Source organism: Streptomyces sp. bgisy100 (assembly GCF_057709105.1).
Window position 1 is genome coordinate 124,344 of record NZ_JBYITE010000001.1, and the last position, 21,586, is coordinate 145,929.

The following is a 21,586-nucleotide window of genomic DNA, read 5'->3' on the forward strand; positions in this document are numbered from 1 at the left end:
CGAGTCGATGTCCTCACGAGCCGACGCCTTCACGAGTGGCCGAGCCGCGCCGAGATCCGGCCCAGCTGGTCCAGGCGCTGCTCCAGGGTGGGGTGCGAGGAGAGGAGCCGCCCCAGGCTCTCCCGGGAGGAGAACGCGGGGGCGAAGTAGAAGGCGTTGAAGGGCTCGGCCTGGCGGAGGTCCCGCGTCGGGATCCGGGCCATGTCGCCGCTCACTTTGGTCAGGGCGGACCCGAGAGCGGAGGGCCGTCCGGTGAGCAGGGCGGCGGCGCGGTCGGCGGACAGCTCGCGGTAGCGGGAGAGCAGCCGGGTCAGCAGGAAGCTGATCACGTAGACCACCGCGCTGACCAGCGGGATGAGCAGCGCCACGATGGCGGTGTTCTGGTCCCGGCTGTTGCCGATGCGGCCGAAGCCTCCCCAGAGCGCGACGCGGGTCATCATGCCGGCGAGGACGCCGAGGAACGAGGCGATGGTCATCACGGCGACGTCGCGGTGGGCGACATGGGACAGCTCGTGGGCGAGGACGCCCTCCAGTTCCTCCGGCTCCAGCCGTCGCAGCAGGCCGGTGGTGGCGCAGACGAGGGCGGTGCGCTCGTTGCGGCCGGTGGCGAAGGCATTGGGGATGTCGCTGTGGGCGATGGCCACCCGCGGCTTCGGCATGTCGGCGAGGGCGCAGATGCGGTCGACGGCGCCGTGCAGGGCGGGAGCCTGCTCGGGGGTGACCTCGCGGGCGCCCATGCTGTACGCGGCGATCCGGTCGCTGAACCAGAACTGCACGACGAAGAGCCCGCCCGCCACGATCAGGATGATCGGCCAGGCGCCTCGCAGCAGGGTCAGCAGCACACCGACGAAGACGACGTAGAGCAGCCCGATCAGGAACATCGTCGTCACCATGCGGGTGGTGAGTCCCTGGTCCTTGGCGTATCGGGATCGGGTCCGGGTCCTCGGCATCAGCCGACCTCCAGAGCGCGGCTGTGGTCCTGCTCCTCTCTCGATTCTGCCCCTTTTGGGCATATAGCGGACATAAAGATGGAAGGCGGAGGGAGGCCGAAGGCGGAGGGAGGGAGCACCGGAGGAGCGCTGAGGCGACCGGAGGCAGCACCGAACCGCACCCGTCCCCGCCCCCGCCCGTTCCCCTTCATCGGCAGCGGCCCGCCCCGGCCGATCCGGCCCGCCCGCCCAATCCGGTCAGCCGCGGCAGAACCGGTCCGCCCCGACCGGCCGGCCCGCCCCGACCAGCCCGATCGGCCCCGACCGAGCCGGTCAGCCCTGCCCCAACTGCGCCATGCCCTCCGTGGCGATGCGCTCGAAGACCTTCAGGTCGGCCTCGAACATCGAGTCCGGGATCGGCCAGTGCAGCACGATCTCGGTGAAGCCGAGCTCGGCGTGGGCCCCGGCGAAGTCGACGAAGGCGTCCAGGGAGTCCAGGGGGCGGTCCGGCGTGAAGCCGGTGAGCAGGATCTTCTCCAGCTCCGACGGATCGCGGTCGATCTCCGCGCAGGCGTCGGACAGCCGCTCCGTCTGGCTGCGGATGGCGGCGAGGGACTCGGCGGGAGTGCCGGTCGCCGAGATCTTCGGGTTGCCGGTGGTGACCCACGCCTGTCCGTGGCGGGCGGCGAGCCGCAGTCCGCGGGGGCCCGTCGCGGCGACGGCGAAGGGCAGACGCGGGCGCTGGACGCAGCCCGGTATGTTCCGGACCTCGTTCGCGGAGTAGAAGACGCCGTCGTGGCTGACGACGTCCTCGCTGAGCAGCCGGTCGAGCAGCGGTACGAACTCCCCGAAGCGGTCCGCGCGCTCGCGCGGCGTCCATGCCTTCTGGCCGAGGGCCGTGGCGTCGAAGCCGTTGCCCCCGGCGCCGATGCCCAGCGTGATCCGGCCGGCGCTGATGTCGTCGAGGGAGATGAGCTCCTTGGCGAGGGTCACGGGGTGACGGAAGTTCGGGGAGGTGACGAGGGTCCCCAGCCGCAGCCGGTCCGTGGCCGCCGCGGCGGCCGTCAGGGTGGGCAGGGCTCCGAACCAGGGGCCGTCGCGGAAGGTGCCCCGCCAGGAGAGGTGGTCGTAAGTGAAGGCGGTACGGAATCCCAGCTCCTCGGCCCGCTGCCACACCTCCCCGCCGCCCTCGTGCCAGCGGCGGACAGGGAGGATCACCGTGCTGAGTCGCAGAGAGGTCGCCATGGCCACGAGCCTAAGCGGCGGGTCCGACACACCCCGCATCACGGGTACGGCCCCAGCGGGTACAGCCCCAGCAGGTACGGCCCCAGCGGGTGCGGCACCGCGGGCCCGGACCATACCCGGCCGGGCCGCACCGCAAGCGGCCCCTCCCGGCACACCGTGCGGTCCGTCATCACCCGCGCACGGTGGGTGCCCATCTGTGCACCCCCTCACACGCTTGTGCACGGGCATGCGGGAAGATGGACCGGTGACCTCAGCCACCGAGCGCCCGCCCGAGCCGCAGCTGCCGGAACTCCGCCCGTCCGCGTTTCCCGGGGGGCGTGTCCGGCTGATCGCCACGGATCTCGACGGAACGCTGCTGCGCGACGACAAGTCGGTCTCGGAGCGCACGGTCGCGGCGCTGGCCGCCGCCGAGCGGGCCGGGATCGAGGTCTTCTTCGTCACCGGCCGGCCCGCCCGCTGGATGGACGTGGTCAGCGACCATGTGCACGGCCACGGCCTGGCGATCTGCGCGAACGGCGCCGCCGTGGTCGACCTGCACCGCGACGGGCTGTTCCTGGACGTCCGGCCGTTGGACCGGTCCGACGCGCTCGCCGTCGTCGGCACCCTGCGCGCCGCCGCACCCGGCACGTCCTTCGCCGTGGAGCTCACCACCGGGATCCACTACGAGCCGGAGTACCCGCCCTTCTACATCGACCCGGTCGCGACCATCGGCCCCGCCGAGAAGCTGCTGTCCCCCGGCTGGGAGGGCTCGGACCGGCCGGTGCTCAAGCTGCTGGCCCACCACCCCCGGCTGACACCGGACGAGTTCCTGGCCCTGGCCCGGGAAGCGGCCGGCGAGCACGCGTCCTTCACCCGGTCCAGCCCGACCGCGCTGCTGGAGATCAGCGGCCGGGGCGTCAGCAAGGCGGCGACCCTCGCGCACTGCTGCGCGGAGCGGGGCATCGCTCCGGAGGAGGTCGTGGCCTTCGGCGACATGCCGAACGACGTGGAGATGCTGTCCTGGGCCGGAACGTCGTACGCGATGGCGAACGCCCATCCGGACGTGCTGGCCGCCACCTCGGCCCGCACGGTGGCGAACAACGAGGACGGCGTGGCCGTCGTCATCGAGGAGATCCTGGCGGCCCAGCGCCCCCGGTGAGGGAAGGCCCACCCGCGGCCCGGTGCGCGACAACCCCACTGCGCGCCCCCGCTGCCCGACCTCACGGCCCGACGGCCCACTGCCCGACCGCCCGCCGCCCCACGGCCCAGTGCCTGCCGGAGCAGCGCCTGCCGGAGCGGCGCCCGTCAGTACAGCTCCCCCACAGCCGCCACCTACCGGAGCGGTGCCTCCCACACCATGCTCGTGCCGCCGCCGTCGTCCCCGATGCCCGGCCCGTACCAGCTCGAACCGCCCAGTGACTCCGCCCGCTTGGCGAGGTTCCGCAGTCCGCTGCGGCGTCCGCCCTCGGGGATGCCGACGCCGTCGTCGGCGACCGTGAGCCGTACGCCCTCCTGGCCGTCCGGCAGCTTCTCCGTCGTGTCGACCACGATCTCCAGACGGGTGGCGCCGGCGTGCCGGAAGGTGTTCGACAGGGCCTCCCGCAGCGCGGCGATCATGTTCCGGCCGGTCAGCTCCCCCACCCGGGCGTCGACCGCGCCGAGGAACCGCACCGACGGCCGGAAGCCCAGCGGCACGGCGGCCATGTTGATCTCCCGCTCGATACGGGTCCGCAGGCCCGCCGGGGCCTCGACCGGGCCCTGCTGCAGGGCGAAGATCGCGGTGCGGATCTCCTGGATGGTGACGTCCAGCTCGTCCACGGCGGTGCTGATCCCGGACTGCAGCTCGGGGTCGTCGGCCCGGCGCTGGGCGCTCTCCAGCATCATCCCGGTGGCGAACAGGCGCTGTATGACGAGGTCGTGCAGATCCCGGGCGATCCGGTCGCGGTCCTCGTAGACGGCCAGCCGTTCGCGGTCGCGCTGTGCCTCGGCGAGGACGAGGGCCAGCGCGGCCTGCGCCGCGAACTGGGTGGCGAGGGTGCGTTCGGTCTCGGTGAAGCTCCTGGCTCCGCGCAGCCGCCCCAGCGCGAGGGTGCCCAGCACCCGGTCGTCGCTGCGCAGCGGCAGCAGCATGACCGGCCCGTAGAAGGCGGAGACCGGGGTGGTCATCCGGGTGTCGGTGGCGGAGTCGTCCACGAACACGGGCAGCCCGGCGACCAGTTCCTCGTACACCGGGCTGCTGGGGTCGATCACCACGCCCAGTTCCTCGAACGGCTCCGGGAGGTCGGAGGAGACCTGCACGATCTCCAGACCGCCGTTCTCGTACGGCAGCAGCACCACCCCGGCCGCCGCGTCGGCGAGTTTGCGGCCCTGCTCGGCGACGATGGCCAGCGCGTCGTCCGTGCGGGACTCGGTGCTGGAGAGCAGGGCGGTGGTGAGGACGTTGGCGCCCTCGATCCAGCGCTGCCGCTGCTTGGTGGCCTCGTGCAGCCGGGCGTTGCCGATCTGGATGCCGGCCTCGGTGGCCAGCACCTTCATCATGTGCAGGTCGTAGACGCTGAACTCGCCGCCGTCCCGCTTCTCGGCGAGGTAGATGTTGCCGAACAGTTCGCCGCCCACCCGGATGGGGATGCCGAGGAAGTCGCCGAGCAGCGCGTTGTGCGGCGGATAGCCGGTGGTGCGCGAGGGCGCCCCCAGGTCGGCCAGCATCATCGGCACCGGGTCGTCGACCAGGGTGCCGAGGATCCCCTTCTCGCCGTCCGGGAGGCGGCGGATGCGTTCCCGTTCCTCCTCGGAGATGCCGTAACTCACCAGGTCGGCGAGGCCGTCGCGCTCGTCGTTGATGACGCCGATCGCGGCGTAGCGGACGTCGGTGAGGCTGGCCGCGGTCTCGAGGATGCTGTCGAGGGTCCTGTGCAGATGCAGTCCGGTGCCGACGGAGACCATGGCCTCCAGCAGCCGGGGGAGACGGACGGTCAGTTCCTCGGGCAGTTCCTGGAGGCTGCGGGCGGTCTCCTCGGCGACCGTGGAGCCCTGCTCCCGGCCCTTCGGCGTCGCCGCCCGCCCCGGTGGCGGCCCCTGCCCCGGCGCCGTGGCCGGCGCGTCCCCGGTCCGCAGGCCGGCGCCCGGGTGTCCGCTCCCCGCACCACCGGCTCCCGGGTCGTGCCGGGAGGGCGGAGGATCGACGGATCCTGCCGAGGCCGACATACGCCGAGCCTAGTGAGTCCCCATGGCCGGGGAAAGTCGATGATGGTCGCCGGCGATGGCCTGCTCGCGGTCGAGCATCCGCCGGAACGGGCCGTCCCCGGCGGCCAGCCGCTCGTACGGCCCGCGTTCGACGGCCCGGCCGTCCTCCAGGACGATCACTTCGTCGACGGCCGTCAGCCCGGCCAGGCGGTGGGTGATCAGCAGGGTCGTCCGGCCCTCGGTCGCCGCGAGCAGGTCCGCGGTGAGCGCGTCGGCGGTCGGCAGGTCGAGGTGTTCGGCGGGCTCGTCGAGCACCAGGACGGGGAAGTCCGCGAGCAGGGCCCGGGCGAGGGCGAGGCGCTGCCGCTGTCCTCCCGACATCCGGGCGCCGTGCTCGCCGACCAGGGTGTCCAGGCCGTCGGGGAGGCGGTCGGTCCAGTCGAGCAGGCGGGCCCGGGAGAGGGCGGCGCGCAGTTGCTCCTCGCTCGCGCCCGGCCGGGCCAGCCGCAGGTTCTCGCGCAGTGAGCTGTCGAAGACATGGGCGTCCTGGGCGCAGAGGCCGACCATCCGGCGGACGGCGTCGCCGTCGAGCCCGGTGGCCGGAACGTCTCCGAGGGTGTACGTGCCGGTGTGCGGGTCGAGGAAGCGGAGCAGCACGTGGGCGAGGGTGGTCTTGCCCGCGCCGGAGGGGCCGACGACCGCGATCCGGCGGCCGGGCGCGAGGTCCAGGTCGAGACCGTCGAGGGCGGGGGCGGACCGGCCGGGGTGGCGGGCGGTCAGGTTCCGTACGGTCAGCGGGAAGGGCCCGGCGGGCACCGGCAGCGGGTGCTCGGGTTCCCGGACGGGGTCCGGGGCGTCCAGGACCTCGCGGACCCGTTCGGCCGCGCGGCGGGTGCGCTGCCGGTGGCGGACGGCGAGCGGCAGCCCGGTGACGGCCTCGAAGGCGGCGAGCGGCGTCAGCACGACCACGGCCAGCCAGACGCCGTCGAGGCGGCCGTCCTGCACCGCCCGCACCCCCGTCCAGGCGGCCGCGGCGACGGTGAGGCCGCAGATCAGCGCCGACAGTCCGGCACCCGCGCCCGCCGCGGCGGCCGACCGGGCGGCGATCCCGGTCAGGGTCCGGTCGGTGCGGCGCACCTCGTCGGTCCGGGCCGGCAGGGCACCGGCGACGGTCAGTTCCGCGGCGCCGGTGAACAGGTCGACGATCCGGGCGGAGAGCGCGCCGCGGGCGGGTGCGAGCCGCCGCTCGGCGCGGCGGGACAGGGCGGCGGAGAGCAGTGGCACGCCGACGCCGGCCGCCAGCAGTCCGCCGGCCAGCGCGGCGCCGGCCTCGGGCAGCAGCCAGGCGGTGAAGCCGACGGAGCCGGCGCCGACGAGCAGGGCGGTGGCGGCCGGCAGCAGCCAGCGCAGCACGTAGTCCTGGAGCGAGTCGACGTCCGCGACCAGCCGGGACAGCAGGTCGCCCCGGCGGGTCCCGCCGAGCCCGGCGGGGGCGAGCCGTTCGAGCCGGGTGTGGACGGCCACCCGCAGCGCGGCGAGCATCCGGAAGACGGCGTCGTGGGCGACGAGCCGTTCGGCGTAGCGGAACACGGCGCGCCCGATCCCGAAGGCCCGGGTGGCGGTCACGGCGACCATCAGATAGAGCACGGGCGGCTGTTCGGAGGCGCGCGAGATCAGCCAGCCGGAGACCGCCATGAGGCCGACGGCGCTGCCGAGCGCCAGGCTGCCGAGCAGCAGTGCGAGCAGGAAGCGCCCGCGCCGGGCCCGTGCGGTGCGGCGCACCCAGGCGAGGGCGTCGCCGCCGGCCGGCCCGGGCCCGGCCGCACCATCGGCCGACGCCTCCCGGCCGGCGGCACGGCCCGCTCCCGCCTCCCGGACGGTGGCACGGCCCGACGCTCCCGCCTCCCGGACGGCAGGCAGGCTCGCCGGCGTCCCCCGGACCTGCGCCTCGTCCTCTCCCGAACCTTCCGAGGAGTCCGTAGCCCCCGTGCGGTCCGGCGCCCCCATGAGCTCCGGCATCCCCGTGGAATCCGGCTCACCCGCCAGGTCCGGCTCACCCGCCGGGCCCGCCGCCCCCGTCAGCTCCAGCACCCGGTCGGCCAGCGGCAGCAGCGCGGGCCGGTGGGCGACCAGGAGGACCGTGCGTCCCCGCGACAGCCGGCCGACCGCCGCGGCGACCGCCTCCTCCGTCGCCCCGTCCAGATGCGCCGTCGGTTCGTCCAGCAGCACCAGTGGCCGGTCCGCGAGGAACGCGCGGGCCAGCGCGATCCGCTGCCGCTGCCCGGCCGAGAGCCCGGCACCGTTCTCGCCGAGGAGCGTCGCCGGGCCGTCGGGCAGCGCGTTGACGAACTCCAGGGCCCCCGCCGCCTCCAGGGCGTCCCGCACCGCCGCGTCGTCGGCGTCCGGCCGGGCGGTGCGGACGTTGTCGGCGACCGTGCCGACGAAGAGGTGCGGCCGCTGCGGCACCCAGGCGATCTGCGCCCACCAGCTCGCCCGGTCGGTCTCCGCCAGGTCCGTACCGTCGACGAGGATCCGTCCGGCGGTCGGCGCGGTCAGCCCCAGCAGCGTGTTCAGCAGGGTCGTCTTGCCGGCCCCGCTGGGGCCGACGACGGCCACCGTCTCCCCGGGCGACACGGTGCAGGAGGTCGCCCGGAGCGAGGCCTCCGTCCGCCCCGGGTGCAGTACGGTCACGCCTTCCAGCCGCAGCGTCGCCCGCCGGACGTCGGGGGCTGGCCGGGTTCCGCCGTCGGCCGGCCGGGTCTCCAGCACGGTGAAGATCTCGTCCGCGGCCGTCAGCCCTTCGACTGCCGCGTGGTACTGCGTGCCCACCTGGCGCAGCGGCAGATAGGCCTCCGGCGCCAGGATCAGCACCACCAGGCCGGTGAAGAGGTCCAGGTCCCCGTGGACGAGCCGCATGCCGATGCCGACCGCGACCAGCGCCACCGACAGGGTCGAGAGCAGTTCCAGGGCGAGGGAGGAGAGGAAGGCGATCCGCAGGGTGCGCAGCGTCGCCCGCCGGTAGTCGTCGGTGATCGCGCGGATCGACTCGGCCTGGGCCCGGGCCCGGCCGAACACCTTCAGGGTGGGCAGCCCGGCGACGACGTCGAGGAAGTGTCCGGAGAGCCGGGACAGCAGCCGCCACTGACGGTCCATCCGGGACTGGGTGGCCCAGCCGATCAGCACCATGAACAGCGGGATGAGCGGCAGTGTGCCGACGATGACCGCCGCCGAGACCCAGTCCTCGGTGACGATCCTGGCCAGTACGGCCACCGGCACCACGACCGCGAGCCCCAACTGCGGGAGATAGCGGGCGAAGTAGTCGTCCAGCGCGTCGATGCCCCGGGTGGCGAGCGCGGTGAGCTCACCGGTCCGCCGGCCGCTGATCCACTCCGGCCCCAGCCGTGCGGTGTGCTCCAGCAGCCGGATCCGGAGTTCGGACCGGGCGGCCGCGCTGGCCCGGTGCGCCGCCAGTTCGGTCAGCCAGGCGACCAGACCGCGTCCCACGGAGACCGCGGCGAGCAGCAGCAGCGGGGTGGCCAGCTCGTGCACCGTCAGGTCCCGGCGGAAGGCCCCGACCACCACCTCGGCGATGAGCAGCGCCTGGCCGATGACCAGGGCGGCTCCGGCCAGGCCCAGCGCCACCGCCGCGACCAGGAAGGTGCGGGTGGCGCGGGCGTACCGGAGCAGCCTCGGGTCCACAGGTTTCACGTGAAACGTCCTCGCGGGTCCAGTCGGCCGCAGGTCCGTGCGTCGGCGTGGCCCTGCGGTCCGTGCGGGGTCAGTGCGATCCGGCGATGTGCTGGGTGCCGATCCGCTTGCGGAACACCCAGTACGTCCACCCCTGGTACACCGCGACGAGCGGCAGCGCGATCGCGGCGCACCAGGTCATGATCCCCAGGGTGTACGGGGTGGAGGAGGCGTTGCTGACCGTGAGGTCCCAGGCCGGGTTGAGCGAGGACGGCATCACGGCGGGGAACAGCGTGAGGAAGAGCATCGCCACGGCCGCCACGATCGCCAGTCCGGAGAGCGCGAAGGCCCAGCCCTCCCGGCCCGCGGTGTTCAGGCCCACGGCCGCGACCAGCGCCAGGGCCGCCACGACCAGCGCGACCAGGCTCGCCCCGTCCCCGGAGTGCGCCTGCGTCCAGGCCAGGAAGCCGGCCGCGAGCAGCACCGTGACCGCACCGAGCCGGGTCGCCAGCCGCCGCGCCCGGACCCGGATGTCCCCCACCGTCTTCAGCGCCGTGAAGACCGCGCCGTGGAAGGTGAAGAGGAACAGCGTCACCGCTCCGCCCAGCAGCGCGTACGGGTTGAGCAGGTCCAGCAGGGTGCCCACGTACTCCTTGTCGGCGTCGATCTTCACCCCGTGCGCGATGTTGCCGAACGCCACACCCCAGAGGAAGGCGGGCAGCAGCGAGGTCCAGAAGATCGCGTGCTCCCAGTTGGTCTGCCAGCGCTCGCCGCTGCGCTTGGCCCGGTACTCGAAGCCCACGCCGCGGACGATCAGGCAGACCAGGATGAGCAGCAGCGGCAGATAGAAGCCGGAGAACAGGGTGGCGTACCACTCGGGGAAGGCCGCGAACGTCGACGCGCCCGCGGTGATCAGCCAGACCTCGTTGCCGTCCCAGACCGGTCCGATGGTGTTGATGAGCACCCGCCGCTCCCGGCGGTCCCGCGCGAGCACCCCGGTGAGCACCCCCACCCCGAAGTCGAAGCCCTCGAGGAAGAAGTAGCCGGCCCAGAGGACGGCGATGATGACGAACCAGACGTCGTGGAGTTCCATGCTCGTTCCTCTCCCTTCCTAGTACGAGAAGGCCATGGGCCGGTCGCCGTCGCGGTCGTGCCCGCCGATCCTGGTGGGCGGTTCGAGGTCGCTGTCGGTGAGTTCGGGGGGCCCGGCCTTGACGTACTTGACCAGCAGCCCGACCTCCACCACCGCGAGCGCCGCGTAGAGCAGGGTGAAGACGGTCATCGAGATGAGGACCTCGGTCTGCGAGGTACCGGGGGAGACGGCGCTGGAGGTGCGCAGCACGCCGTAGACCGCCCAGGGCTGGCGTCCCATCTCCGTGAAGATCCAGCCCCAGGAGTTCGCGATCAGCGGGAAGCCGGTGGTGAGCAGGGCGATCCGCCAGTACCAGCCGCTCAGCTTCGGGCCGAGCTCCCAGCTCTTGGTCACCGCGAGCCGGGGCACCTCGTCCTCCGTGGTGCGCAGTTCCGGCGCGAGCCAGCGCTTCTTCCGGGTGAGCCAGAGTCCGGCGGCGCCGATCGCGAAGGACGTCATGCCGAAGCCGATCATCCAGCGGAAACCCCAGTACGCGACGGGGATGTTGGGCCGGTAGTCGCCCGGCCCATACCGGGCCTCCTCGGCCTTGTTCACATCGTTGATCCCGGGCACGGGGGAGGAGAAGTCGCCCTCGGCGAGGAAGGAGAGCAGGGCGGGGAGTTCGATGGCGACGTCGTTGTGGCCCTTGTCGACGTCGCCGTAGGCGAAGACCGAGAACGGGGCCGGTGCCTCCGTCTCCCACAGCGCCTCGGCCGCGGCCATCTTCATCGGCTGCTGCTTGAACATCACCTTGGCGAGCTGGTCGCCGCTGATCGCGGTGAGCAGCCCCGCGACGACCAGGGTGACCAGTCCGAGGCGGAGCGAGGTGCGCATCACCGGCACGTGCTTCTTGCGGGCCAGGTGGTAGGCGGCGATGCCGACCAGGAAGGCACCGCCGGTGAGGAAGGCGGCGGTGAGGGTGTGGAAGACGACGACCAGCGTGGTGTTCTGGCTGATCACCCGCCAGAAGTCGACGAGTTCCGCGCGCCCGCTCGCCTGGTTGATCCGGTAGCCGACCGGGTGCTGCATCCAGGAGTTGGCGGCCAGGATGAAGTAGGTGGAGGCCAGAGTGCCGAACGACACCGTCCACATGCAGGCGCAGTGGATCCCCTTGGGCAGCTTGTCCCAGCCGAAGATCCACAGGCCGATGAAGGTGGCCTCGAAGAAGAACGCGATCAGCGACTCGAAGGCGAGCGGGGCTCCGAAGACGTCACCGACGAAGCGCGAGTAGTCCGACCAGTTCATGCCGAACTGGAACTCCTGCACGATGCCCGTGACCACACCGAGGGCGATGTTGATCAGGAAGAGCTTGCCCCAGAACTTCGTGGCTCTGAGGTACTTCTCCTTGCCGGTGCGCACCCAGGCCGTCTCCAGTCCCGCCGTGAGGGCGGCGAGGGAGATCGTGAGGGGGACGAAGAGGAAGTGGTAGACGGTGGTGATGCCGAATTGCCATCGCGCCAGAGTCTCGGGCGCCAGAGCCAGGTCCACGTCGTCTCTCCTTACTCGCCGTGGTCACAGGCAGTCTGCCCACTGAAGCAGCCCATTCCGGGATGATCAGGACACGCTTGTGAACGCGTTCACATTCACAAGTAATTATCGCCTACGCGTTCGCCCGGGCTTCACGGGGGGTCCCCCAGGCCGCCCGACGGGTCCGCCGCTCCTGCCCAGGAGAGCGAAACCGCAGGTCGAAGCGGTCTTCCCCGCTCATGCGCGCGGCCCGGGACCGGTACCGCAGCACCGGTCCCGGGCCGCCGTTGCCCGGATACGGCCGGTAAGGCCTTCTTGCGGAGTCCTGGATGCACTGCCGCGGAGCTTCGTGCGCAGCCCCGGAGGCCGTTGCGGAGCTCGGAGCCCGTTGCGTGGACGCCCGGAGCTCCGTACGGAGGCCTAGAGCTCCTTGCGGAACAGCTCCGCCGCCCGCAGGAAGAGATCGTTGGCCTCGGTCTCGCCGATGGTCACCCGGACGCCCTCCCCCGGGAACGGCCGGACGACCACACCCGCCCGCTCGCACACCTCCGCGAACTCGGCCGTCCGGGCTCCGAGCCGCAGCCAGACGAAGTTCGCCTGCGAGTCGGGAACGGTCCAGCCCTGCCCGGCCAGCCCCTGCGACACCCGGTTCCGCTCACAGACCAGCGAGCCCACCCGCCCCAGCAGCTCGTCCTCACTGCGCAGCGAGGCGACCGCCGCGTCCTGCGCGAGCTGGCTCACCCCGAAGGGCACCGCCGTCTTCCGGAGCGCCGCCGCCACCGGCTCGTGCGCCACCGCGAACCCGACCCGGAGCCCCGCCAGGCCGTACGCCTTGGAGAAGGTGCGCAGCACGCAGACATTGGGCCGGTGCCGGTAGATCTCCAGCCCGTCCGGCACCTCGGGGTCGCGGATGAACTCCTTGTACGCCTCGTCCAGTACCACCAGGACGTCGCCGGGCACCCGGTCGAGGAAGCGCTCCAGCTCGGCCCGGCGGACGGCGGTCCCGGTCGGGTTGTTCGGGTTGCAGACGAAGATCAGCCGGGTCCGGTCGGTGATCGCCTCCGCCATCGCGTCCAGGTCGTGCACATCGCCGTCGGTCAGCGGCACCTGCACCGGGGTCGCGCCGCTGATCCGGGTGATGATCGGGTACGCCTCGAAGGACCGCCAGGCGTAGATCACCTCGTCGCCGGGGCCCGCGGTGGACTGGACGAGGGACTGCGCGACCCCCACCGAGCCGGTGCCGGTCGCCAGGTGCTCCACGGGGATCCCGAACCGTTCGGCCAGCTCGTTCAGCAGCCCGGTGCACGCCATGTCCGGGTAGCGGTTGAACGATCCGGCAGCGGCCAGGGCGCTCTCCATCACCCCCGGGAGCGGGGGGTAGGGGTTCTCGTTGGAGGACAGCTTGTACGCCACCGGCCCGTCCGCGGCGGCCGGCCGGCCCGGCTTGTAGGTCGGGATGCCGTCCAGCACCTCACGCAGCTTCGGGGTCTTCTCAGTCACCGCGGGTCCTCCTCGACCGTCCGTGCAGCAGCAGTACTCCCCACCCTATGAGGCCCGTCCACCCCGGTCCCCTGCCGAAGAACCCGGCTTCCGACTCGGGGGCGCGGTGCCGGGCCGTACCGGTGGGCCACCCGCCTCAGGCGCGTGAAGTGATGGCGCGCGCCGGTGGCTCGCTCCGTAGCGCGCGTCCCCCGTGGGGGTGAGTTGCCCCCGCTCCGGGACACCGGGCAATCGGCAGGCAAGAGGACCCCGCTCCCGGCGGGAGCACGCCCGCACACCTCAACTACCTTCATATCCCAGTCAGTTACCGAAGTCGCTCATGCAGAAACGTGCCTGCGCGTCTCGGTCCGCCGACTGCCGATCACCGCCCGCCCGGGCCCTACTATCGGCTCGCCATGACAGCAGCAGGGAAGCACCAGGTGAGCCGGTCGACCGGCCGCCGGCTGGGACGGGCGGGTATCCGGGACGTGGCCGCCGCCGCCGGCGTCTCGATCACGACCGTCTCCGACGCACTCAACGGCAAGGGACGGCTCCCCGACGCCACCCGCCGCCATGTCCGCGAGGTCGCCGACCGGCTGGGCTACCGCCCGTCCGCCGCCGCCCGCACCCTCCGTACCGGAAAGTCCGGCCTGATCGGCCTGACCGTGACCACGTACGGGGATGAACCTTTCACCTTCACCGAATTCGCCTACTTCGCCGAGATGGCCCGCGCCGCCACCTCCGCCGCGCTCGCCCGCGGCTACGCGCTGGTCATCCTCCCGGCCACCTCCCGTCACGACGTGTGGTCCAACGTCGCCCTCGACGGCACCGTCGTCATCGACCCCTCGGACCACGACCCGATGGTCAGCGAACTGGTCCGGCAGGGACTCCCCGTCGTCTCCGACGGCCGGCCCGCGGGCTCGCTGCCGGTCACCGCCTGGGTGGACAACGACCACGAGGCGGCCGTCCTCGGCCTGCTCGACCATCTCGCCGACGCCGGGGCACGCCGCATCGGCCTGCTCACCGGCACCACCACGGACACCTACACCCGGCTGTCCACCACCGCGTACCTCTCCTGGTGCGAACGGGTCGGCCAGGAGCCGGTGTACGAGGAGTACCCGGCGCACGACCCGTGTGCCGGCGCGGTCGCGGCCGACCGGCTGCTCGCCCGCCCCGACCGGCCGGACGCCGTCTACGGGCTGTTCGACCCCAACGGCACCGATCTGCTCGCCGCCGCCCACCGGTACGGCTTACGGGTCCCCGAGGACCTGCTGCTCGTCTGCTGCAGCGAGTCGACCGTCTACTCCGCCACCGACCCGCCGGTGACCACGCTCTCCCTCAAACCGCGGCGGATCGGCACCGCCGTCGTCCAACTGCTCATCGACGCCATCGAGGGCCTGGACGCCGAACGCCCGGTGGAACAGGTGATACCGACGGAGCTGATCGTGCGGGCGTCCTCGCAGCGGCGTCCGCCGCGCACCACGGTGAGCGCCCCGCGGCCGGCACCGGGAGACTGATCGCGCGGCAGGGTGGGCAGGTGTGGCGCAGGACGGCCGGACCTGCCCGGTGCAGGAACCTTCCGGGACATCCCGCGCACGGCATTACCAGGGCATTTCGGGAGAAATGCCCGACGATCGTGGCCGCCACCGCGATTGACAGCCCCCTGGTGCGTCACAACCTGCGAGTGGCATTCCTATGATGGGCGCACGACACCGCGGACCGCCGCCGACCAGGCAGGTCCGACCGGTGCACGGCGTCGCGATGGTGGAGGGGTCAATGACTCAGGGGGCCGGTCAGGGACCCGCGGTTCGGGCCGTGGTGGGCATGCCGCCCGTGCCCACGCACGGCATGCAGTCGGTACCCGCGCATGCCCCCGTGGCGCCGCCGGCCCCGGGGCCGGTGCCCGTCCCGCTTCCGGTGGATCTTCCGCCGGAGTACACCCCGACCGAGCGGGATCTCCCGGTGATCCGGCGGATGACGGTGGAGGACTCGGCGACCATGGATCTCCACCCGGTCACCCGGACCGACACGGTCGTCGACACGGTGCTCGCGCCGCAGGGCGCCGCGACGGCCGCGGACGGACCGGGCCCGCTCTTCGTCGTCGGCGACGTCCACGGCTACCTCGACGAGCTGCGCGAGGCGCTGGCCGCCCAGGGGCTGATCGACTCCGAGGACCGCTGGGCCGCGGACAACGCCCGGCTCTGGTTCCTCGGCGACTTCACCGACCGCGGCCCCGACGGCATCGGCGTCATCGACCTGGTGATGCGGCTCTCCGCCGAGGCCGCCGCCGCGGGCGGCTACTGCAAGGCCCTCATGGGCAATCACGAGCTGCTGCTGATCGGCGCCAAGCGGTTCGGCGACACCCCGGTCAACTCCGGGGCCGGCACCGCCTCCTTCCAGGCGGCCTGGCTGCTCAACGGCGGCCAGCGCACCGACATGGAGCGGCTGGAGGACCACCACCTGCAGTGGATGTCCCGGCTCGACGCCGTCGTGGAGGAGGACGGGCATCTGCTCGTGCACTCCGACACCACCGCGTACCTCGAGTACGGCAACTCCGTCGAAGCCGTCAACGACCGCGTGACCGAGATTCTCCAGCGCAGCGACGCCGATGAATGCTGGGATCTCTTCCGCAAGTTCACCAAGCGTTTCGCCTTCCGCGACGAGGCCGGGCCGCAGGCGGTGCACGAACTGCTCGCGGCCTACGGCGGGCAGCGGATCGTGCACGGCCACAGCCCGATCCCGTATCTGCTGGGCGAGGTGGGCTCGGAGGAGGGCGAGGAGCCCGGGGCTCCCGATGTGGAGGGGCCGCACATCTACGCCGACGGGCTGGCCATCGCCATGGACGGCGGCGTCACGATGGCCGGAAAGCTTCTGGTCGTCCAGCTCCCGCTGGCCGATTGACGCATATCGGGTGCGGCGCGGGGACATACTGCGCGCGCACAGAACGGCCATTTTCCGGAAACTCCCTGTCACGGTCCGCCGGAAGCGCTCTACCATCGGTTTATCCGTAGCAGGCTCTCCTCCGTTTCCGCCCAACTGCCCGGTGAGAGCCGGCACACCGGCCTACGGAGCATCGGGGGACGCACATGAACAGCGCTCCGCATCTGCTTCCCGAGGACCGTCCGGAGTTCGAGCGGGTCCTCGGCGAGGCGCTGCGTACCGCGAGTGAGCGGCAGGATCCGGCCGCCCTCGGACCACGGCTCAGCAGTGAACAGCTCCGGACGATGGCCCTCGCGGCCGCGGCCGCCATCTCCGCCTGCGCCGCCACCGAGTACCGGCACTACGTCAAGGTGCGCGAGGAGCAGCGCGCTCCGGCCGCCGTGCCCGAACCGCGGCACGGCGAGGACCGCGGGTCGGTGGGGCTGGCCGCGGCCATGGGCGAGGCGGCCGAGGCCTCCGGTGCGGGGCTGCTGGCGGTGGTCTCGGTGCTCGCCCCGGTGCTGGCGGGCATCGCGGCAGTCATCTTCCTGCTGCTCGGCTTCTCGCTGCGCGCCCTGAGCGAGGACTCCTCCGTCGCCGGTCCGCTGATCGGCGCGGGCTGGGCCTTCGCGGCGCTGACCGCGGCCGGGATCGTGGTCGCCATGGCCGGGCTGCTGCTCACCGCGCTCCGGAACGGGGCGAGTTCGGTGCGGGCCGCCGCGGAGGAGGACCGGGCCACGGTGGTCGGCGAGGCCCGGGAGGCCTGGCGGCGGGCGCTGCTGGAGCGTGGGGTGCTGCCGTTCCTCCGGGAGGCCCAGGCCGGCCCGGCGGCGTCGTCCGACGGGTACGGCGAGCGGACGGAGCCGGTCTCGCGCACGCCGCATCTGGGCTATTCGCGGCCGGGGTTCAGCAGTCCGGCGACCGAGGCCGGGCCGGAGGACAGCCGCCCGCGCTTCAACAGCCCCGGCTACACGAGCCCGGAGTACGGCGGGCCGGAGCACCGGCCGGAGTGACGGTGCTCCGGCCGGAGTGACGGTGCTCCGGCCGGAGTGACGGTGCTCCGGCCGGAGTGACTGGCGGCGGCCGGAGTGACGGGTGCGGCGGCGATCCGCGCGGCACGGCCCGGTACGACGGCGGCCGCCCGGCGCTCGGTGCGGGCACCGGCCGCGGACCCGTCGGCCACCGGGTGGAGACGACCTCGTCACCGGAACGTCTGTTCGTGGCCGGATTCGTATGGCAGGCTCGGTTCCCCGTACGCGTCACGACTGCCCCACTGCATGACTGCACGACTGCGACCCTTCACGACCTCACGCCGTCACGACCGAAGAGAACACCGCTGTGCTGTCTCTCCCTGTCACGCTGGCCGCCCGCCTGCTGCCCGTCGCGGTGCTCGCCGCCGCGGGCTGGGGCCTGACCGGTGATCCGTCCGGGGCCACGCGTCCCGCGGCATCCTCCGACACCGCGCCGTCGCTGAAGTCGGCCCCCGCCCCCGGCTTCGACAAGCCGCCCGCCCCGTGCGGCGCGCTCTCGGCCAAGACGGTCGGGAAGCTGGTGCCGGGCGCCGGAGCGAACGGCTCCGAGATCCGGAGCACCGATGCCCGGCGGCGTTCCGGCTGTTCGTGGCATGCGCTGCAGGGCTTCGACTACCGGTGGCTCGACGTGGCGTACGAGGTCTCTCCGGCCGGCGAGCGGAGCCGTACGGCCGGTGCGGTGTACGGCGGGCACCGGCAGCCGACGGCCGTACCGGACCTGGGCGACGAGGCCTCGGTGGGCACGGAGGTCACCGAGGAGGACGGCCAGCCCACCCGCCGGACGGTGGTGGCCGTCCGTGCGAAGAACGCGGTGGTGACCGTGACGTACAACGGCAGCGACTTCGAGCACAGCACGGCCCCGTCGTCGGGAACGATGCGCGAGGGAGCGCTCACGGCAGCGCGGGAGGCCGTCGCGGAGCTGGCGGGCGTGGGTTCCTGACGCCGGCGGCGCCGGACACCGGACCGACACCGCGCCCCCGGACCGTCCGTGGACGGTCCGGGGGCGCGGGGCGTTCGGGTGCGGTGCGTTCGTCGGCTGGGACGTTCGTCGCTGGGGCGTTGGGGCGTGATCAGTCCGCCAGCGGCAGATAGACCCGGTTCCCGCTCGCCGCGAACTCCTTGGACTTCTCCAGCATCCCCGCCTCGATCTCCTCCGGATCGGCGCCGGAGTCACCGCCGAACTGCTCGGTGATGCTCCGGCTGATCTTCATCGAGCAGAACTTCGGACCGCACATGGAACAGAAGTGCGCGGTCTTGGCGGGCTCCGCCGGAAGGGTCGCGTCGTGGTAGGCGCGCGCCGTGTCCGGGTCGAGCGCCAGGTTGAACTGGTCCTCCCAGCGGAACTCGAACCGGGCGTCGGAGAGCGCGTCGTCCCACACCTGCGCGTCCGGATGCCCCTTGGCGAGGTCCGCCGCATGCGCAGCGATCTTGTACGTGATGACACCGGTCTTCACGTCGTCCCGGTCCGGCAGGCCCAGGTGCTCCTTGGGCGTGACGTAGCAGAGCATCGCCGTGCCCCACCAGGCGATCATCGCGGCGCCGATGCCCGAGGTGATGTGGTCGTACGCGGGCGCCACATCGGTCGTCAGCGGGCCGAGCGTGTAGAACGGCGCCTCCTCGCAGATCTCCTGCTGGAGGTCGATGTTCTCCTTGATCTTGTGCATCGGGACATGGCCCGGGCCCTCGATCATCGTCTGCACGCCGCGGGACTTGGCCACGGAGTTGAGCTCGCCCAGCGTCCTCAGCTCCGCGAACTGCGCCTCGTCGTTGGCGTCCGCGATGGAGCCGGGGCGCAGCCCGTCGCCCAGCGAGAAGGTGACGTCGTAGGTCGCCAGAATGTCGCAGAGCTCCTCGAAGTTCTCGTAGAGGAAGCTCTCCTTGTGGTGCGCCAGGCACCAGGCGGCCATGATCGAGCCGCCGCGGGAGACGATGCCGGTCTTGCGGCGGGCGGTGAGCGGGACGTAGCGCAGCAGCACGCCGGCGTGGACCGTCATGTAGTCCACGCCCTGTTCGGCCTGCTCGATGACGGTGTCCTTATAGATCTCCCAGGTCAGTTCCTCGGCCTTGCCGTCGACCTTCTCCAGTGCCTGGTAGAGGGGGACGGTGCCGATCGGGACGGGGGAGTTGCGCAGCACCCACTCGCGGGTGGTGTGGATGTTGCGGCCGGTGGAGAGGTCCATGACCGTGTCGGCGCCCCAGCGGGTGGCCCAGGTCATCTTCTCCACCTCCTCCTCGATGGAGGAGGTGACCGCGGAGTTGCCGATGTTGGCGTTCACCTTCACCAGGAACCGCTTGCCGATGATCATCGGCTCGATCTCCGGGTGGTTGACGTTGGCGGGGAGCACCGCGCGTCCGGCGGCGATCTCCTCGCGCACCACCTCCGGGGAGACGTTCTCGCGGAGCGCGACGTACTCCATCTCCGCGGTGATCTCCCCGCGCCGGGCGTACGCGAGCTGGGTCACCGCGGCGCCGTCCCGGCCCCGGCGGGGCTGCCGCGGACGGCCCGGGAAGACGGCGTCGAGGTTCTTCAGTCCGCCGCGCGGCGCGGTGTGCTTGATGCCGTCGTCCTCGGGGCGCAGCGGACGCCCGGCGTACTCCTCGGTGTCGCCCCGGCCGATGATCCAGTTCTCCCGGAGCGGCGCGAGTCCGCGGCGGACGTCGGTGTCGACGGCCGGGTCGGTGTACGGGCCGGAGGTGTCGTACAGCGTGACGTCCCGGCCGTTGGTGAGGTGCACCTGCCGCACCGGGACCCTGAGGTCGGGGCGCGATCCGGTCAGGTAGCCCTTGTGCCACCCGATCGTCTTCGCCTCGTCCGCAGTCGAGGCAGGCGTGTGTGCATCCTGGATGGTCATGAGACCTACTCCCTACGCCGGCATTACCCGGTAACAGGTTCGGCGGTCGACGCAGCTGTGGGGTCCGGGGTCTTCCCCGGGTCCGTCCGTCAGCGCCCTCTCAGCCCGGTGCTCCGAGCTCCCGCGTGTGCAAAGTGCCTTCACGTTAACGGTTCGTTCCGGAAGGTGAAAAGGGGGGCTGCGGGGGCGCGGTCCCGGCCCGGGCGCTCCCCCGGTTCCCGCTCGCCGAACTCCCCTGCGCACGGCCCGGTGTGCGCGGCGTGCGACCGGGCGCGGCCGGTCCGGAGGCACCGAGCCGTACCCGCGAGTACCGGCGGCGCGGGTTCCGCCCGTTCCCGCTCTTGCGATGATCGGTCGGTGACCCCATCGCCCGATGCCCACGCGCACACCCACAGCCACGGTCCCGCCGCGCCCGTCTCCCGGCACCTCCGCAAGGTCATCGCGGCGGTGCTGATCCCGTTCGCCGCGGCCGTGGTGGCGGGGCTGGTCGTCCTCTGGCCGGGCGGTGTACCGGACCACAAGCCCTCCGGGGTCGGCTTCGACCGGAAGACCGAGTCGGGCCGGGTCCTCACCGTCACGGCGGTGAGCTGTGCCGCGGCGGGCGGCGGGTCCCAGCAGCCGCCCGCCTCCGGTGGGCCGGGGCAGCAGCCCCCGCAGGGGCAGGGCGGTGCGGGCCGGGACGGCGGCACCTGCAAGAAGGCGACCGTGGAGATCACCTCCGGCAAGGACCGGGGCCGGAAGTTCGACGAGATCGTCCAGCCGGACGCGCCACGGCAGTTGGACGCCGGGCAGGGGGTCGTCGTGGCGTACGCCCCGGACGCGCCGCGGGAGTTGCAGTACTCGGTCACCGACGCCGACCGGACGGTCCCGATGGCGCTGCTCGCGGGCATCTTCGCGATCGCGGTGGTGGCCGTGGGCCGGCTGCGGGGCCTGTTCGCCCTGATCGCGCTCGCGGTGAGCTTCGCGGTGCTGTCCCTGTTCATCCTGCCGGCGATCCTGCAGGGGTCGAATCCGCTGGTGGTGGCGGTGGTGGGGAGCAGCGCCATCATGCTGATCGCGCTGTACATGTGCCACGGCGTCAGCGCCCGGACGTCCGTGGCGGTGCTGGGCACGCTGATCTCGCTGCTGCTGATCGGTCTGCTGGGCTCGCTGTTCATCGGCTGGGCACGGCTGACCGGCAACACCTCGGACGAGACCGGGCTGATCCACGGCCTGTTCCCGGGCATCGATCTGAGCGGTCTGCTGCTGGCCGGGGTGGTCATCGGTTCGCTGGGGGTGCTCGACGACGTGACGGTGACGCAGACCTCGGCGGTGTGGGAGCTGAAGCAGGCGGATCCGTCGATGTCGGTGCGCCGGCTCTACCGGGCGGGTCTGCGCATCGGCCGGGATCACATCGCGTCGGTGGTCAACACCCTGGTGCTCGCCTACGCGGGCGCGGCGCTGCCGCTGCTGCTGCTGTTCTCGGTCGCGCAGAGCAGTGTGGGGACGGTCGCGAACAGCGAGATCGTCGCGGAGGAGATCGTGCGGACGCTGGTGGGCAGCATCGGTCTGGTGGCGTCGGTGCCGGTGACCACGGTCCTGGCCGCGCTGGTCGTCTCGGCGGACCGCCCCGCGGCCGCGGAGGCGGACGGGGCGGTTTCGGAGCGGACGGGGCGGGGCCGCCGCCGCAAGCGCTGACGATCC

General features: G+C 72.5%; 15 protein-coding genes. 6 read left to right on the forward strand and 9 right to left on the reverse strand.

What is annotated here, in order from left to right:
* Positions 1-29: 29 nt before the first annotated feature.
* From htpX to AC3EQ1_RS00645, 3 genes are all read right to left on the reverse strand, one after another.
* Positions 30-950, reverse strand: coding sequence for a zinc metalloprotease HtpX (gene htpX, locus AC3EQ1_RS00635; protein WP_432092237.1), 921 nt, complete (start codon positions 948-950; stop codon positions 30-32).
* Between the two features lie 312 nt (positions 951-1,262).
* The gene (locus AC3EQ1_RS00640) at positions 1,263-2,174 is read right to left on the reverse strand and encodes an LLM class flavin-dependent oxidoreductase (protein ID WP_432092238.1); all 912 of its coding nucleotides are present in this window, start codon (positions 2,172-2,174) and stop codon (positions 1,263-1,265) included.
* A 38-nt stretch (positions 2,175-2,212) separates the two neighbouring features.
* Entirely contained in the window at positions 2,213-2,368 is a 156-nt protein-coding gene (locus AC3EQ1_RS00645) for a hypothetical protein (RefSeq protein ID WP_432092239.1), read from the reverse strand.
* Positions 2,369-2,400: 32 nt separating this feature from the next.
* On the opposite strand from AC3EQ1_RS00645, the gene AC3EQ1_RS00650 reads away from it, so the two are divergent.
* Complete coding sequence (locus tag AC3EQ1_RS00650) at positions 2,401-3,312, forward strand: Cof-type HAD-IIB family hydrolase (protein WP_432092240.1); 912 nt, start codon at positions 2,401-2,403, stop codon at positions 3,310-3,312.
* A gap of 173 nt (positions 3,313-3,485) precedes the next feature.
* Here AC3EQ1_RS00650 and AC3EQ1_RS00655 read toward each other — a convergent pair whose 3' ends face one another.
* The 5 genes from AC3EQ1_RS00655 to hisC all read right to left on the reverse strand — a co-directional run bounded on the left by AC3EQ1_RS00655 (position 3,486) and on the right by hisC (position 13,122).
* Positions 3,486-5,357, reverse strand: a complete 1,872-nt coding sequence (locus tag AC3EQ1_RS00655) for a GAF domain-containing sensor histidine kinase (RefSeq protein WP_432092241.1) — start codon at positions 5,355-5,357, stop codon at positions 3,486-3,488.
* A gap of 9 nt (positions 5,358-5,366) precedes the next feature.
* Complete coding sequence (gene cydD / locus AC3EQ1_RS00660) at positions 5,367-9,044, reverse strand: thiol reductant ABC exporter subunit CydD (RefSeq protein ID WP_432092242.1); 3,678 nt, start codon at positions 9,042-9,044, stop codon at positions 5,367-5,369.
* 70 nt (positions 9,045-9,114) lie between these two features.
* A complete protein-coding gene (gene cydB / locus AC3EQ1_RS00665) occupies positions 9,115-10,116 on the reverse strand; it encodes a cytochrome d ubiquinol oxidase subunit II (protein WP_432092243.1) in 1,002 nt (333 codons plus the stop codon).
* Positions 10,117-10,134: 18 nt separating this feature from the next.
* Positions 10,135-11,643 carry a cytochrome ubiquinol oxidase subunit I gene (locus tag AC3EQ1_RS00670; protein ID WP_432092244.1) on the reverse strand — a complete coding sequence of 503 codons (1,509 nt, stop codon included), beginning with the start codon at positions 11,641-11,643 and terminating at the stop codon, positions 10,135-10,137.
* Positions 11,644-12,042: 399 nt separating this feature from the next.
* Positions 12,043-13,122 (reverse strand): histidinol-phosphate transaminase, encoded by a 1,080-nt coding sequence (hisC, locus tag AC3EQ1_RS00675; RefSeq protein ID WP_432092245.1) that lies wholly within the window; start codon positions 13,120-13,122, stop codon positions 12,043-12,045.
* 395 nt (positions 13,123-13,517) lie between these two features.
* Here hisC and AC3EQ1_RS00680 point away from each other — a divergent pair, with 395 nt between their 5' ends.
* The 4 genes from AC3EQ1_RS00680 to AC3EQ1_RS00695 all read left to right on the forward strand — a co-directional run bounded on the left by AC3EQ1_RS00680 (position 13,518) and on the right by AC3EQ1_RS00695 (position 17,991).
* A complete protein-coding gene (locus AC3EQ1_RS00680) occupies positions 13,518-14,618 on the forward strand; it encodes a LacI family DNA-binding transcriptional regulator (RefSeq protein WP_432092246.1) in 1,101 nt (366 codons plus the stop codon).
* A gap of 244 nt (positions 14,619-14,862) precedes the next feature.
* Entirely contained in the window at positions 14,863-16,002 is a 1,140-nt protein-coding gene (locus AC3EQ1_RS00685; RefSeq protein WP_432092378.1) for a metallophosphoesterase, read from the forward strand.
* A gap of 185 nt (positions 16,003-16,187) precedes the next feature.
* Positions 16,188-17,033: a hypothetical protein gene (locus AC3EQ1_RS00690; protein WP_432092247.1), complete on the forward strand. Its 846-nt coding sequence runs from the start codon at positions 16,188-16,190 to the stop codon at positions 17,031-17,033.
* Positions 17,034-17,358: 325 nt separating this feature from the next.
* Positions 17,359-17,991, forward strand: a complete 633-nt coding sequence (locus tag AC3EQ1_RS00695) for a hypothetical protein (protein ID WP_432092248.1) — start codon at positions 17,359-17,361, stop codon at positions 17,989-17,991.
* A 130-nt stretch (positions 17,992-18,121) separates the two neighbouring features.
* Here the strand turns inward: AC3EQ1_RS00695 and thiC are convergent, their stop codons facing one another.
* Positions 18,122-19,903 (reverse strand): phosphomethylpyrimidine synthase ThiC, encoded by a 1,782-nt coding sequence (thiC, locus tag AC3EQ1_RS00700; RefSeq protein WP_432092249.1) that lies wholly within the window; start codon positions 19,901-19,903, stop codon positions 18,122-18,124.
* Between the two features lie 357 nt (positions 19,904-20,260).
* Between thiC and AC3EQ1_RS00705 the strand changes: the two genes are divergently transcribed.
* The gene (locus tag AC3EQ1_RS00705) at positions 20,261-21,580 is read left to right on the forward strand and encodes a YibE/F family protein (protein WP_432092250.1); all 1,320 of its coding nucleotides are present in this window, start codon (positions 20,261-20,263) and stop codon (positions 21,578-21,580) included.
* The last annotated feature ends 6 nt before the right edge of the window (positions 21,581-21,586 follow it).

What these genes read in the sequence shown, in the direction of transcription:
- AC3EQ1_RS00640 (WP_432092238.1), bottom strand. Translation starts at nt 2,174, where the DNA reads ATGGCGACCTCTCTGCGACTCAGCACGGTGATCCTCCCTGTCCGCCGC.
- thiC (WP_432092249.1), bottom strand. Translation starts at nt 19,903, where the DNA reads ATGACCATCCAGGATGCACACACGCCTGCCTCGACTGCGGACGAGGCG.
- AC3EQ1_RS00690 (WP_432092247.1), top strand. Translation starts at nt 16,188, where the DNA reads ATGAACAGCGCTCCGCATCTGCTTCCCGAGGACCGTCCGGAGTTCGAG.
- htpX (WP_432092237.1), bottom strand. Translation starts at nt 950, where the DNA reads ATGCCGAGGACCCGGACCCGATCCCGATACGCCAAGGACCAGGGACTC.
- AC3EQ1_RS00685 (WP_432092378.1), top strand. Translation starts at nt 14,863, where the DNA reads ATGGTGGAGGGGTCAATGACTCAGGGGGCCGGTCAGGGACCCGCGGTT.
- AC3EQ1_RS00680 (WP_432092246.1), top strand. Translation starts at nt 13,518, where the DNA reads ATGACAGCAGCAGGGAAGCACCAGGTGAGCCGGTCGACCGGCCGCCGG.
- AC3EQ1_RS00650 (WP_432092240.1), top strand. Translation starts at nt 2,401, where the DNA reads ATGCGGGAAGATGGACCGGTGACCTCAGCCACCGAGCGCCCGCCCGAG.
- cydB (WP_432092243.1), bottom strand. Translation starts at nt 10,116, where the DNA reads ATGGAACTCCACGACGTCTGGTTCGTCATCATCGCCGTCCTCTGGGCC.
- AC3EQ1_RS00655 (WP_432092241.1), bottom strand. Translation starts at nt 5,357, where the DNA reads ATGTCGGCCTCGGCAGGATCCGTCGATCCTCCGCCCTCCCGGCACGAC.
- AC3EQ1_RS00645 (WP_432092239.1), bottom strand. Translation starts at nt 2,368, where the DNA reads ATGGGCACCCACCGTGCGCGGGTGATGACGGACCGCACGGTGTGCCGG.